At 68.4% G+C, this 14261-nt stretch carries 12 protein-coding genes; 11 read left to right on the top strand and 1 reads right to left on the bottom strand.

The window, feature by feature from the left end; genetic code table 11:
* Nucleotides 1–11 precede the first annotated feature (11 nt).
* The 4 genes from SOM28_RS20260 to SOM28_RS20245 all read left to right on the top strand — a co-directional run bounded on the left by SOM28_RS20260 (nt 12) and on the right by SOM28_RS20245 (nt 5471).
* A complete protein-coding gene (locus SOM28_RS20260; RefSeq protein ID WP_123069815.1) occupies nt 12–1304 on the top strand; it encodes a glycosyltransferase family 4 protein in 1293 nt (430 codons plus the stop codon).
* Complete coding sequence (locus SOM28_RS20255; RefSeq protein ID WP_320469230.1) at nt 1240–2022, top strand: glycosyltransferase family 2 protein; 783 nt, start codon at nt 1240–1242, stop codon at nt 2020–2022. Before SOM28_RS20260 ends, SOM28_RS20255 begins: the two co-directional genes overlap by 65 nt.
* Before the next feature lie 275 nt (nt 2023–2297).
* Nucleotides 2298–4532, top strand: a complete 2235-nt coding sequence (locus tag SOM28_RS20250) for a heparinase II/III domain-containing protein (protein WP_320469229.1) — start codon at nt 2298–2300, stop codon at nt 4530–4532.
* 81 nt (nt 4533–4613) lie between these two features.
* A complete protein-coding gene (locus SOM28_RS20245) occupies nt 4614–5471 on the top strand; it encodes a beta-1,6-N-acetylglucosaminyltransferase (protein WP_123069812.1) in 858 nt (285 codons plus the stop codon).
* Nucleotides 5472–5478: 7 nt separating this feature from the next.
* Here SOM28_RS20245 and SOM28_RS20240 read toward each other — a convergent pair whose 3' ends face one another.
* Complete coding sequence (locus SOM28_RS20240; protein WP_123069811.1) at nt 5479–5907, bottom strand: VOC family protein; 429 nt, start codon at nt 5905–5907, stop codon at nt 5479–5481.
* Nucleotides 5908–6062: 155 nt separating this feature from the next.
* Between SOM28_RS20240 and SOM28_RS20235 the strand changes: the two genes are divergently transcribed.
* The 7 genes from SOM28_RS20235 to galE all read left to right on the top strand — a co-directional run bounded on the left by SOM28_RS20235 (nt 6063) and on the right by galE (nt 14246).
* The gene (locus SOM28_RS20235; protein ID WP_123069810.1) at nt 6063–6575 is read left to right on the top strand and encodes an MgtC/SapB family protein; all 513 of its coding nucleotides are present in this window, start codon (nt 6063–6065) and stop codon (nt 6573–6575) included.
* A gap of 81 nt (nt 6576–6656) precedes the next feature.
* The gene (locus tag SOM28_RS20230) at nt 6657–7880 is read left to right on the top strand and encodes a glycosyltransferase (protein WP_320469228.1); all 1224 of its coding nucleotides are present in this window, start codon (nt 6657–6659) and stop codon (nt 7878–7880) included.
* Nucleotides 7880–9175, top strand: coding sequence for a phenylacetate--CoA ligase family protein (locus tag SOM28_RS20225; protein ID WP_320469227.1), 1296 nt, complete (start codon nt 7880–7882; stop codon nt 9173–9175). The genes SOM28_RS20230 and SOM28_RS20225 overlap by 1 nt, the downstream gene beginning before the upstream one ends.
* An 89-nt stretch (nt 9176–9264) precedes the next feature.
* A complete protein-coding gene (locus SOM28_RS20220) occupies nt 9265–10353 on the top strand; it encodes a glycosyltransferase family 4 protein (protein ID WP_320469226.1) in 1089 nt (362 codons plus the stop codon).
* Nucleotides 10354–10375: 22 nt separating this feature from the next.
* Nucleotides 10376–12406: a heparinase II/III family protein gene (locus SOM28_RS20215; RefSeq protein ID WP_320469225.1), complete on the top strand. Its 2031-nt coding sequence runs from the start codon at nt 10376–10378 to the stop codon at nt 12404–12406.
* A 40-nt stretch (nt 12407–12446) separates the two neighbouring features.
* Nucleotides 12447–13193 (top strand): WecB/TagA/CpsF family glycosyltransferase, encoded by a 747-nt coding sequence (locus tag SOM28_RS20210; protein WP_123068746.1) that lies wholly within the window; start codon nt 12447–12449, stop codon nt 13191–13193.
* Nucleotides 13194–13247: 54 nt separating this feature from the next.
* On the top strand, nt 13248–14246 hold the full coding sequence (galE, locus tag SOM28_RS20205) for a UDP-glucose 4-epimerase GalE (RefSeq protein WP_123068745.1): 999 nt from the start codon (nt 13248–13250) through the stop codon (nt 14244–14246).
* Nucleotides 14247–14261 lie beyond the last annotated feature (15 nt).

The following is a 14261-nucleotide window of genomic DNA, read 5'->3' as shown; positions in this document are numbered from 1 at the left end:
ACGGAGGATGCATGCGCATCCTGATGGTGTCCGAGGATTTACCCGGCGAACAAGTGGGTGGCCTGGGCAAACACGTGGTGACCCTGGCCAACCGCTTGCTGCAAGAGGGCCATGCCGTCGAGATCCTGGGCCGCGCCGACCGGCCCTCGACCGACCCCGCGCGCCAGATCGGCTTTGCCGGACGCTTCCGGCCCGGTTTCGCGATCGCGCGGCCGGGCTGGAAGGAAGAGCAGCTGGGCATGTTCAATCCGCTCAAGCGGCCCTGGTTTGCGCGCCGCATCGCGCGCGCCATCGACGCCCATGCCGCCGGCTTCGACGTGGTCCACTACCACGGCCACCTGCCGATGACGGGCCTGTATGTCCGGGACGGCATCAACTTCGTGCAGACCCGCCACGACCAGGGCAGCGAATGCCTGACCCACCTGCGTTTCATCGACGGCGCCGTATGCGAGCGGCTGGCGCCGGGCGCGTGCACGGCGTGCAGCGCGCGCCGTGCCGGTCCGGGTCCAGGACCGAGCCCCGGACCGGTGCGCACGGCGCTGACGGCGCTCGCCGTCAGCGGCTACCGCAGCCAGGCCGCGCGCGCCTTCGCCCGCCACAAGACGGTGTTCGTGTCCGACTTCCTGCGCCGCCGCTTCTTGCGCGCGGTGCCCGATGCCGACCTGTCGCGCAGCCGCGTGATCCACAACCTGGTCGACTATCCCGCGCTGCGCGCGCTGGCCATGGCCGCGCCCATGCCGCAAGCGGGGGAGGTGGTGCTGGCCGGGCGTATCGACACCGGCAAGGGTTTTGCGGAATTCCTCGACGCCGCCGCCGGCCGCCTGCCGGCCCATGCCCGCCTGACGGTGGTCGGCGACGGTCCGCTGCGCGCCGCGCTGGAGCGGCGCCACGCCGGCCCCCAGGTGCGCTTCCTCGGCTGGCAAGACCATGCGGCCTCCCTGGCCCTGGCGGCGCGCGCCCACCTGTGCGTGGTGCCCTCGGTGTGCGAGGAAGCCTGCAGCACCACGGTGCTCGAAGCGCTGGCGCTGGGCCGCGGCTGCGTGGCGCTGGCGCGCGGCGGCACGCCCGAGCTGACGCAATACGTCCAGTATCCCGGTCAACTGGCGCTGGCTCCCGCCATGCCGAAGCTGGTGGCGCGCCTCGCGCGCCTGCTCGCGGCGCCGCCATCGCCGCGCATTGCGCCGCCGGCCGACTTCGGCGCCGACGCCGCCCGTCTGCTGCCCACCTTGCTGGAGCTGTATGCCGAACCCGCCGACCTTCTCGATCGTCACCTGCACCTGGAACAGCGCGGCCACGCTGGCTGACACGCTGGCCTCGGTCCAGGCCCAGACCTGCCGCGACCTGGAGCACATCTTCGTCGATGGCGGCTCGAGCGACGCCACCCTGGACATGCTCGCCGCCTATCCCGGCAACAAGCGCGTGCTGCGCGACGTGCGGGGCGGCATCGGCCACGCCATGAACCGGGGCATCGCCGCGGCCGGCGGCCGCTATGTCGCCCATCTGCACTCGGACGACTACTATGCCGGCCCGGCGGTGCTGGCGATGGTGAGGCGGCGCATCGAACAGGCGCGCGATGGCGGCGGTCCGCCGGCCTGGGTGGTCGGCAACATCCAGGTGCTCAGGGAGGGCCGCCTGCTGCCGCCGAACCCGATGCCGCAATTCTCTTACCGCTCCTACGCCGCCGGCCGCGCCTGGGTGCCGCACCCGGCCGTGTTCGTGCGGCGCGACGCGTTCGCGGTGGTCGGCGGCTTCGACGAGCGCCTGCGCTATGCGATGGACATCGACCTGTGGCTGCGGCTGGGGATGGTCAGCCCGCCGGCGCTGGTGGACGCGGTGCTGGCCGTGTTTCGCGACCATGCCGGCAGCGTCTCGTCGCGCAACCGGATCGCGGCGCGGCGCGAGGAATTCGCCGTGCGCCGGCGCCATGCGGGCAAGGCGCCGCTCTCGTTCGGGATCTATTGCCTGCGCTACCTGAAGCGCATGCGGGCTTTGCACGCTCAAGATGGCCAGGCGCAAGCCTAGTTATCGCACAGTCTTTTCATATCGAGCACGACAGTTACAGGACAGAACATCCTGTTCACCAAATGTTAAATCCGCCGTGTTGGATTCATGCGAATGACGGGCGCAAAGACAAATAAACCTTTAATTTCCATAGGGAAGTTGATTTTGTTCAAAAAAACCTGCGGTAACATTGTTCCCATCAAGCAAGCATCGTCCGATGCCTGCAGCAGGTATCGATCCAGCGCCCGACCGCGGCGCGGTCTCCTGAACAATCCTCGTTCTCTCGGAGCTTCAGCATGAATTTTCACCGGAAAGGTCTGGTCCACGCGCTAGCGCTGGCGTCGCTCTTGGTATGTGCGGGCGCGCGCGCCGACTGGGCCCAGTCTCCCGATCCCCTGGTCGTCCAACCCGGCCCGGCTTTGGGCCAGGTCCAGGCGCAGAACCCGCCCGGATTCACCTGGGCCCGCCACGCCAACGGTCCCGCCGCCTATGAGCTCGAGATCACGCCAAGCGGTGGTGCGCCGGGCAAGATCGTTACCGAGCGCAACTGGTACCTGCCGCCGAAGGCCCTGGCCCTGGGCCAGTACACCTGGCGCGTGCGTCCGGTCGGCAGCGACGACTGGTCGACGCCGCGCGCGTTTTCCATCACCAGCAGGTCGAACCTGTTCGAGGTGCCGGACAATGCCACGCTGCGCGCGCGCATCACGGCCAAGGCGCGGCCGCGCGCGCTGCCGCCCTCGTTCACGCCGTACGCCGGCTGGAACAGTGCCAAACGCGCCGAGCTCGACCCCTACGTCAGCCGCATGAGCAACGAGATCAAGCTGCAGATCAACGCCGTGCCGGCGCTGAGCGATGGGCGCTGGCCGATCGTCATCAGCTCGCCGCTGACGGCCGCCATGGCCAGCCAGCAGACCGACATCCGCCAGCGCATCAACGAAGCCAGCCGCCAGCTCGAGGCCGCGGCCGTGATGTGGCGCATGAAGGGCGAGCGCCTGTTCCTCGACGAGGCGCTGCGCCGCGGCGACCAGATCGCGGCCCTCGATCCGCGCGGGCCCACCAGCTACGCCAACCAGGACCAGGCCACGCGCCAGATCTCGGTCTCGCTGATCAAGGCGGTCGACATCCTGGCCGGCGACCTGGACGCGCCGCGCCGCGCGCGCTGGCTGAACACGGTCAAGATCCGCACCGAAGAGATCTATGGCAACCTGGCCGGCGACAACGGCCGCCTCGACCAGTATCCCTTCGATTCGCACGGCAATACGAGCCTGATCTTTCTGTCGCTGATCTCGACCCTGGCCCTGGGCGACATTCCGGAAGCGCAGAAGTGGTTCGACTTCTCGTTCCGCGCCTATGCCAATTCGCCGTCGCCGTGGAGCGGCGAGGAGGGCGGCTATGCCAACGGCACCGCGTATGCCGAATACGCGGCCGGCTACCTGGTCGCGCTGTGGGATCCGATGTCGCAGGCGTCCGGTGTGAATTTCTATGCCAAGCCCTGGGCCCAGGGCCTGCTCGACTTCGCCACCCAGTTCACGCCGCCAGGCTCGCGCGTGCACGCCTTCGGTGACGGTTCCGAGACCAGGCCCGACACCCGCGTCTGGCACGCCTTCGGCTCGCGCATGGTGTCGCCGCGCGCGGCCTGGTACGTCGCCAGCCTGGGCGGCACCGAAGACACGCTCAGCTTGCTGCAAGCGCCTTACCCGCTGCCGATCAAGGGCACGAAAACCAAAACGCCGCCGACCAACTCGGCCTATTATCCAAGCATCGGCTGGGCCTCGATGCATACCGACATCGGCTCGGCCGAACGTGCCTCGCTGTACTTCAAGTCCAGCCCCTACGGCTCGTTCAACCACAGCCATGGCGACCAGAACGGCCTGCTGTTGTCGAGCGCGGGCCAGCCGCTGCTGGTCAAGGCCGGCTGGTATGACTGGTATGGCTCACCTTACTGGAGCGACTGGTATCACCAGACCCGCTCGCAGAATGCCGTCACCTTCGACGGCGGCAAGGGCCAGCTGGTGACGGGCTACCGTGAACAGCTGCAGCGCAACGGCAAGATCACCGGCTTCGCCGCCCAGCCCGCTTACGATTTCGCCGAAGGCGACGCCACCGCCGCCTATGGTGGCCAGCTGACCATGGCGAAGCGCCAGGTCTGGCACCTGCGCAATGCCGGCAACGCGATCCTGGTGCGCGACCGCCTGGCCAGCACGATCGCCCGCACCTACGAGTGGAACATCCACACCCCGGTCATCATGACGGTGGAGAACGCGCAGAACGTCAAGGTGTCGGCCGGCGGCCAGTCGCTATGCCTGCGCTCGCTGAACCCGGACGCCAGTTTCGCCAAGTGGATCGGGCCGGGTGCAAAGGTCAATGTGATCGAAGACCACGGCGCCTTCTATCTCAAGAACGACGGCAAGTCGACCGCCGAGTTCCTGGTGCTGCTCGACGTCGGTTGCAAGAAGCCGCCGGTGAGCATCGCCACCTCGGGCACGGTGCGTACCGTGACCGTCGCCGGCCAGAGCGTGACCTTGAACTAGGCAATATCCCGGCGCCTAGGTGGCGCGCTCCGTTCCTGCGCGATGCTAGTTTTGCGCGCATGAGCGGAGCGGTGGCCAGCGATGAAAGAGGCGTTCCTGATCTGTGCGCACAAGGACATGGACCAGCTCAATGGGCTGGTTCGGCAATTGTGCGATCCCGACTTCTGCGTCTACGTCCACCTCGACCGCAAGAGCGCGCTCGACCCGGCGCGACTGCATCCGGCTGCCCGCCTGGTGCGCGAACGGGTCGCCGTGCGCTGGGGCGACGTGTCCCAGGTCGAGTCGGTGCTGGTATCGATGCGCCAGATCCTGCTCGACGTCCCGGATTTCGACAAGCTCATCCTCCTGTCGGCCCAGGACTTCCCGCTGTTGCCGAATCGTTTGTTGAAGGCAAAGCTGGCAAGGATGCGCGGATACGAGCTGATCGAGACCGCGCCGATCGCGGCCCATGGCTGGCGCGTGATGCATCGTTACGCGTATTTCCATCGCGACAGCGGCAGGCTGGCCGAACGGCTGGCCTGCATCGCCGCCAATCGCGCCCTGCGCCTGCTGCGACGCACACGGCATCTGCCGGACGGATTCGTGCCCTATGGCGGCTCATGCTGGTGGACCTTGTCACGCAACTGCGTGCGCGAGCTGCTGCGCCTCGCCGACGCGCATCCGCGCCTGCTGCGTTTCTGCCGCAGCGTCCAGTCGCCCGACGAGCTGTTCTTCCAGACCCTGGTGATGCATTCGCGTTTCGCCGGTCGTGTGCTACCGGACAATTTTCGCTACATCCAATGGCCGAAGGACGGGGCCTGCCACCCGAAGGTGCTCGACGAAGACGATTTCGAGCGCATCCGGGCCTCGGGCGCCCATTTTTGCCGCAAGCTCGACAGCCGTGCCAGCGCCGCCTTGCTGCCACGCCTGCTGGCATGGAAGGAAGGCCGGCTGGCGTGAAGGCCGTTCAAAAAGTGATCTTGATCTCGCGCGCGCTGAAAGTCGCTTCGCCGTGGTACACGGCCTCGATATTGTTACCGTCGGGATCGATCACGAAGGCGCCGTAATAGCCGGGGTGATAAGGCCGTTCGCCCGGCGCGCCATTGTCCTTGCCGCCGGCGGCCAGCGCCGCGTGATAAAAGGCATCGACCATGGCGCGGTCGCGCGCCTGGAAGGCCAGGTGATGGCGGCCGGTCAGCTGGCCCTGGGCCGCCTCGCTGTCCGCCGTCGAGACGAACAGCTCGTCGGCCCAGAAATAATCGTCGCCCGAGCCGGCCAGCGGGATGCCCAGCACCTCGAACACGGCCGTATAGAACTTGCGTGAAGCGGGCAGGTCGCGCACCACCAGCTGGATGTGGTCGATCAGGCGTCCGCGGTAGATCTCCATCGTTTCCATCAGGATCTCCTCAAAGAATAGGCAGGGCAGCCGATTATACGAAAGCCGGCCCGGCCTGCGCGCGTCAATACCTCGCGGAATGGCTGAGCGTGGCGACACGTATCTTGCGTGAATGGCATGATTTGCTGGAAAGCGAACCGGACAAGGATAGAGGAATGCAAGCGTGGTGGAGCCAGAGCTGGTTGACGATCCAGCGTGAATTTTCAGACCTGAACAATGCCGAAGACGTGACCATCGTCGTCGTGCGCCTGCTCGTGGCCACCGTGCTCGGCGGCCTGCTGGGCTACGAACGCGAATCGGTCGGAGCCTCGGCCGGCCTGCGCACCCATATGCTCGTCTCGGTCGGCTCGGCGCTGTTCGTGCTGATTCCGTTGCAGGGCGGAATGAAGATCGAGGATCTGTCGCGCGTGCTGCAAGGGGTGACGGCGGGCATCGGCTTCCTCGGCGCCGGCGCCATCCTCAAGCAGAAGGAGAGCAACGACATCAAGGGCCTGACGACGGCGGCCAGCGTCTGGATGACGGCGGCCATCGGCGTGGCGGCCGGGATGGGACTCGAGGCCACGGCGATCCTCAGCGCCCTGTTCGGCCTGGTAATCCTGTCCATCCTGCGCACCCCGGCCAAGAAGGCGGGCGAATACGGCCAGGCTGACCGCGAGAGCGACCGCTAGCGTGCAAGTCTGCGATAGCTGAAACGTTTGCGTCGTGCGCCGGTCTAGTATCGTAGGTACCACCCATCGATACGAGGCGCCATGCGCAAGCCGCTTTCTATCTCCATCGCCTTCATCGTGCGCGACCCCTTGCCGCCGACCCGCGCCGACCTGCTGACCCTGTTCGGCGCCGAGATGCCGCGCCATGGCGTCGGCAGCGAGCTGGTCGGACAATCCGGCGGCGCCGGCCCGGTGGAGTGGGGCGGCGGCGGCATGCACGCCGTCGGCAGCCTGGGCAGCCGCTACGCCAGCGTGCTGGCGCCCGCCTGGGATTTGCTGGGCCTGGCGCGCGCCTGGCGCCGCCGCAAGCCGGATGGCATCCAGGTGCGCGACAAGATCGCGTCCGGCCTGCTGGGCCGCCTCGCCGCCGCCGCGCTCGGCGTGCCCTTCCTGTACTGGATGTCGTTTCCGATCGTCGAAGGCTTCGAGGTGCGGCGCAACGAGATTGCGCGCCGCGGCCGCGGCCCGCGCTGGCTGGCGCATGCGGCGCGCGCCGCCGCCTCGCGCTGGCTGCTGTATCGCCTGGTGCTGCCGGGCGCGCGCCATGTGTTCGTGCAGAGCGAGGCGATGGCCGACTGGCTGGCAGGCAAGGGATTCGCGCGCGAGCGCATGACGGCGGTGCCGATGGGCATCGATGCCGCGCTGTGCGCGCGCGGGCGCATCGTGCCCAGCCTCGATCCACGCCTCGACGGACGGCGGGTGGTGCTCTACCTGGGCCGGGTCGCGCAGGCGCGCGGCTCCGGCTTCCTGCTCGACGTCGTCGAGCAGCTCGCTCCCGATGTGCCCGATATCCTGCTGGTGATCGCCGGCGACGCCCCCTCGGGCGACGAGATGGCGTGGATGCGCGCCGAGATCGCCCGCCGCCGACTGGACCAGCGGGTGCTCCTCACCGGCTGGCTGGCGCGGCACGAGGCGCTCGGCTATGCGGTGCGGGCCGAGGTCGGCCTGTCGCCGATCCCGCGCGGCGTCCTGTACGACGTCTCTTCGCCGACCAAGCTGGTCGAGTACTTGGCGCTGGGCATCCCCGGCGTGGCCAACGACATCCCGGACCAGGCCCGGGTGCTGGCCGAGAGCGGGGCCGGGCTGTGCGTGCCGATGGAGGCGCCGGCCTTCGCCGCCGCCGTGCGCCGGCTGCTGCACGAGCCCGGCCTGGCCGCCGACTGTCGCGCGCGCGGGCCAGCCTGGGTCAGGGCCCATCGCAGCTATGCGATCCTGGGACGGACGGTGGCCGAGGCCTACGCCGGCATCCTGGGGCGGGGCGCCTGATGGACGCGCGCACGCTCGGGCTGGCGCTCAGGTCGCTAGGCCGCCTCTTGGTGCGCGGCCTGCCGGCGCGGCTGCTGGTGCTGCCGATGCTGATGCGCAACGAGCGCTCGGCGGCCGCACTGAATGCCTATGTGGCGCGGCGCGCGCGCCGCCTCGGCGTGGCCGTGCCGCCGGATGCGACCCGGCTGCACGCGGTGCCGCCCGGCGCCTTCCTGCTCGCCAAGTCGGCGCTGCGCCAGGACCCGGCGCGCCACCTGCGGCCGCGCCGCTTCGGCTCCTTGCTGCGCAACACGATCCGCACCAGCGGCACCTCGGGTTCACCGCTCACCCTGGTGCAGTCGCTCGGCGCCGTGATCCGCGAAGAAGCCTTCATCCAGCGCCAGCTGCGCTGGATCGGCTGGCGGCCGGGGCAGGGCCGGGCCTGGATCCGCGGCGACCTCGTGTGCGACGAGCGCCCGCACGATGGGCGCTACTGGCGCCGCGACCCGGTCGGCAAGCTGCTCGTGATGTCGTCCTATCACTTGTCCAACGCGACCATCGGCGCCTATGTGGCGGCGCTGGAAGCCTTCAATCCGGTGGTGATCCACGCCTATCCGTCCTCGATCGGGGCCATCGCCCACTGGCTCGAAGCGGCCGGGCGCCGCTATCGGGGCCAGGCCTTGCGCGGCGTGATGACCTCGTCCGAAACCCTGGCGCCGGGCGTGCGTGCGGCCGTCATGCGCGCCTTCGGCGTCATCGTGTTCGACTGGTATGGACAGGCCGAGCGGGTCGCGGCCATCGGCACCTGCGAGCACGGCCGCTACCACCTGCTCACCGACTACGGCGGCGTGGAGCTGCTGGGGCTGCCCGACGGCAGCAGCGAACTCGTCGGCACCAGCCTGAACAATGCCGCGATGCCGCTGGCGCGCTACCGCACCGGGGACACGGTGCTTGTGGGCGAAGGCGGGGACAAGCCCGCGCCTTGCCCCTGCGGCCGGGTGTTTCCCACCGTCGAGGCCGTTATCGGACGCCAGGAGCGCAGCGTGACCTTGCCCGATGGCCGCATGGTGGCGCGCCTCGACCGCGTATTCCAGGGCAGTGGCCTGCGCCTGCTCGAGGGCCAGGTGCGCTACCACGGCCAGGCCCGCTTCACCCTGAGGGTGGTGGCAGCCGACGGTTTCGGCAGCCGCGACGAGGCTGTCCTGCGCGAACAATTCCTGCAGCGGGTGCCTGGCGTGCAGGTCGCGGTAGAGCGGGTCGAGGCGATCCCGCGCGGCACCAACGGCAAGTTCGAGTTCATCGCCGTCGACGGCTGAATCGTGCGCGAGATTCGACAAGCCGCCATGTATGATCGTAAATATTGCTGTTTTGTAAGCACCTGCAAGGTAAGCCCGGGGATGCCGGTATGAACACGGCGTCCCCACGCGTGCTGATGGTTGGAACGGCGCTGGGGGGCAGGGGCGGCATCGCTAGCGTGGTCGAGGTGCTGCGCGCCGATGGCCTGTTCGAGCGCGAGGGCATCGACTATGTCGCGACCCACGCCGAAGGGCGCCGCCTGGACAAGCTCGGCAGCGCGCTGCGCGGCCTGTGGCGCGTCGGGCGGGCCTGCCTCGGTCCTGGCGGGCGGCCAGCCATCGTCCATGTGCACGCCGGCTCGCATGCCAGTTTCCTGCGCAAATCGCTGGTGCTGCTGATGGCGCGCATGGGCGGCGCGCGCACGGTGTTCCACCTGCATGGCGGCGGCTTCCGGCGCTACGCGGCGGTAGAGGCCGGACCGCTGCTGCGGCGCTGGATCCGGCATACCCTGGAGGCGAGCTCGCGCGTGATCGCCTTGTCGCCCGGCTGGGCCGCCTGGGTGCGCGAATGCGCGCCGCAGGCAAGGGTCGAGGTGGTGTCGAATCCGGTACGCCTGGCCTCGCCCACGGCGCGTGAACATGCCGAAGCGGGCCGCATCCTGTTCCTGGGCCGCATCGCCCCGGCCAAGGGCGTGGACGAACTGCTGCAAGCCTGCGCCGGGCTGGCCGCGCGTCATCCGCGGCTGCGCCTGGTGCTGGGCGGCAGCGGCGACCTCGACTGGGTGCGCCGCCGTGCCGGTGAACTCGGGATTGCCGGCCGGGTCGAGACGCCCGGCTGGCTGGATGCGGCCGCGCGCGACACCCAGCTGGCGCGCGCCTGGCTATTCTGCCTGCCGTCCCATGCCGAAGGCTTGCCGATGTCGGTGCTGGAGGCGATGGCGGCCGGGGCGCCGGTGGTGGCCACCAGGGTCGGCGGCATCCCGGATGCGCTGGCCGACGGCGAGCGCGGCCTGCTGGTGCCGGCGCGCGACGCGGCGGCGCTGGCCGTCGCCATCGGACGTTTGCTGGACGACGGCCAGTTGCATGCGCGGCTGGCGTGCGCGGCGCGCGCCGCCGTTGAACGACACTACTCGGCCGGCGTGGTGTGCGCCACATTGGCCGCGTTGTACGCGCAATTGCTGGACGCGAGGGCGCCATGAAGAAAACAGTGAGGGAAGCTTGATGAACGCAACAGTACGCATGGCATGGCTGGTCAACCGGCTGCGCTGCATGTCGGTGCCGGAAATGGCTTACCGGGTGCACCAGGCGGCGACGATCCGCCTGGGACGCCGCTCGATCGGCCGCGCCGCGCCGCCGCCGCTGCCGCGCACCCTGAGCCTGGGCGTGCGCGGCGCGCCGGCTTTGGCGCAGGCCGAAGTCGAAGCGTTGCTGCTCGACGCCGAGCGCATCGAGGCCGGCCACGTGGTGCTGTTCGCCGAACGCCGCTTCGACGTCGGCGTGCCGACCGCCTGGAACCGCGATCCCGAAACCGGCGTCGTCGCGCCGTCGGTCTACCGCGGCGACATCGCCATCGGCGACCGCGAACTGGTGGGCGACATCAAGCATCTGTGGGAACTGAACCGCCACCTGCACCTGGTGACCTTGGCCCAGGCCTGGGCCCTCACCGGCGAGCCGCGCTGGCTGCACTCCCTGGAGCACAATCTGCGCAGCTGGTTCGAAGCCTGTCCGCCGCTCACCGGACCCAACTGGACCAGCTCGATGGAGCTGGGCATCCGCCTCGTCAACTGGAGCCTGATCTGGCAGCTGGTGGGCGGCGAGAACAGCGCCATGTTCGAGGGTGACGACGGGCAGCGCCTGCGCGCCGACTGGCTAAGCAGCATCCATGCCCACTGCCGCACCATCGCGCGCCACCTGTCGCGCCATTCCTCGGCCAATAACCACCTGATCGGCGAACTGGCCGGCCTGTATGCAGGCGCCGTCACCTGGCCGTGCTGGAAGGAATCGAAGGACTGGGAAGCCCAGGCGCGGCGCGAACTCGAGCACGAGGCCCAGGCCCAGTTCTCGCGCGACGGCGTCAACCGCGAGCAGGCGTTTGCCTACCATATGTTTTCCTGCGAATGCCTGTTCGTGGCCGGGCTGCTGGGCCAGGTCAGCGGCCAGCGCGGCACTCAATCCCCTGGCCAATCCCGCAGTCAATCGCGCAGTCATCCCTTCTCGCGCGGCTACTGGGCCGTGCTGCAGCGCGCGCTGCGCTTCCTGCGCTCGGTGCGCGACGTCGATGGCGGCCTGCCGATGGTCGGCGATGCCGACGACGGCTGCGCCTTCCGCCTGCACGCCGGGACCGGGCGGCCGGGCCCGGACCGCGCTGCGCAATTGCTGGCGCTGGGCGACACCGTGTTCGGCGGCCAGCCCTACCACCACCCGGGCGTGCGCTGGCTGCTGCATGCGCTGCCGGGCGGACGGCCCGACTGCGATCCGCACGAGGTCGAGTCCGGATGGTCCTTCCCCGATGGCGGTTACCTGCTGTTCGGCAACCACTTCGGCGAGGCGGACGAGATCAAGGGCGTGCTCGACTGCGGTCCGCTCGGCTATCTCGGCATCGCCGCCCACGGCCATGCCGATGCGCTGGCCCTGACCCTGTCGGTGGCGGGCGAGCCCTGCCTGGTCGACCCCGGCACCTATTCGTATTGGCAAGACCAGAAGTGGCGCGATTATTTCCGCGGCACGTCGAGCCACAACACCGTGCGCGTCGACGGCCTCGACCAGTCGGTGCCGGGCGGGCGCTTCATGTGGCTGCGCAAGGCGCAGGCCAGCATCGAGCGCATGCCTGCCTCGCCCCAAGAATTCGACTTCCGCGGTTCGCATGATGGCTATGCGCGCCTGCCGGACCCGGTGCTGCACCTGCGCAGCGTGCGCTTCGACGGCGCCAGCAATACCCTGACCGTGCGCGACGAGGTGGCGGCCAAGAAAGCGCACAAGGTAGAAACCTTCTGGCACTTCGCGCCCGGCCTGGACGTGCGCCTGACCAGCCACGGCCTGTCGGTGCGCGGCAAACGCTTCGTGCTGCAGATGCAGGCCGGCGGCGAAGACCTGCACCTCGAACTGGTGCGCGGCGCCGAGAATCCCCCGCTGGGCTGGTATTCGGCCGCCTACGAATCGAAGATGCCGTGCGAGGTGCTGCGCATCACGACCATATCGTCCGCCGTTCCCATCGAATGCAGGTTTACAATCACCTTTATCGATGATAAATAATTAATGGCAAGAAACGTCAGGTACCGGACCGGAGGCACGCATGAACGAGCGCGTCACGCTGTTTGGTTGTAATATAGATAACGTTTCGATGGAAGAGACGCTGGCACTGGTCGAGGGTTTCGTACGTGCCCGGCGGCCGCACCAGCATGTGGTGGTCAATGTCGACAAGCTGGTCAAGGCCAGCCGCGACGAGGACCTGCGCCGCATCATCAATGCCTGCGACCTGGTCAATGTGGACGGCATGCCGGTGGTGTGGGCTTCGCGCCTGCTGGGCAAGCCGCTCAAGGAGCGGGTCGCCGGCATCGACCTGTTCGAGGCGCTGATGGGGCGCGCGGCGGACAAGGGCTGGCGGGTGTTCCTGCTCGGCGCGCGCCCCGACGTGGTGCGCGAGGTAGCCGCGACCTACGCCCGCCGCTATCCGGGCTTGGTGCTGGCCGGCGTGCGTGACGGCTACTGGCAGGGCGAGGATGCAGAAGCAGGGGTGGTGCGCCAGGTGCGCGACAGCCGCGCCGACCTGCTGTTCGTGGCGATTTCCTCGCCCAGGAAAGAACAGTTTCTCGGGCTCTACCAGGCCGAGATGCGGATACCGTTCGCGATGGGGGTGGGCGGGAGCTTCGATGTGGCGACCGGCCGGGTCAAGCGGGCGCCGGCCTGGATGCAGACGGCCGGGCTCGAGTGGTTCTTCCGCTTCCTGCAAGAACCGCGCCGGATGTTCCGGCGTTACTTTATCGACGACATGGCGTTTATCTGGCTCGTGATCAAGGAGGCGGCCAGGACAAATAAGTGAAACGCGATAACAAGAAATAGATCATCAACAAACTATCAACAGAGAGCGAAAGACATGAAGATTCTGGTTACTGGCGGCGTGGGCTATATCGGGTCGCATACCGTCGTCGAACTGCAGGCCGCCGGGCACGACGTGGTCGTGGTCGACAACCTGTCGAACGCCCAGCAGTCGGTCTGCGGGCGCGTCGAACGCATCAGCGGCAAGCCGTTCGCCTTTGTCCAGGCCGACATCCGCGACCGCGCCGCCATGGAAGCCGCGTTCGCCGAGCACAAGCCCGAGGCGGTGATCCACTTCGCCGGCCTGAAGGCGGTCGGCGAATCGGTGGCGCAGCCGCTGCGCTACTACGACAACAACGTCAACGGCAGCGTGGTGCTGTTCGAGACCATGGCCAAGTTCGGCTGTAAATCGCTGGTGTTCTCGTCCTCGGCCACCGTCTACGGCGATCCGGCCTCGGTGCCGATCCGCGAGGATTTCCCCCTGTCGGCCACCAATCCCTATGGCCGCAGCAAGCTGATGATCGAAGACATCCTGCGCGACCTGGCCAAGGCCGAGCCCGACTGGCGCATCGCGCTGCTGCGCTACTTCAATCCGGTCGGCGCCCATGAAAGCGGCCTGATCGGCGAAGAGCCGAGCGGCATCCCGAACAATCTCGTCCCTTACATCGCCCAGGTCGCCAACGGCCAGCGCGACAAGCTGTCGGTGTTCGGCGGCGACTACGACACCCCGGACGGCACCGGCCTGCGCGATTACATCCACGTGGTGGACCTTGCCATCGGCCACGTCAAGACACTCGATCGCCTGAACAAGGGCCCGGGCATCGTCACCTACAACCTCGGCACGGGCCGGGGCAACAGCGTATTGGAAATGGTGCGCGCCTTCGAAGCGGCCAGCGGGCGTCCAGTCGCCTACCAGATCGTCGACCGCCGTCCGGGCGATGTGGCCAAGTGCTACGCCGACCCGGCCCTCGCGCGTGAAGAACTGGGCTGGACTGCCGAACGTGATGTCGCTCAAATGTGCGCTGACGTATGGCGCTACCAAACCACAGCCAAATAATGCAAAGGATAGTCT

This window comes from Massilia sp. CFBP9026 (genome assembly GCF_034045165.1).
Classification (GTDB): domain Bacteria; phylum Pseudomonadota; class Gammaproteobacteria; order Burkholderiales; family Burkholderiaceae_D; genus Telluria; species Telluria arenae.
The sequence above is the reverse complement of the archived record's forward strand: the minus strand, read 5'-3'. Positions and strand labels throughout refer to the sequence as shown.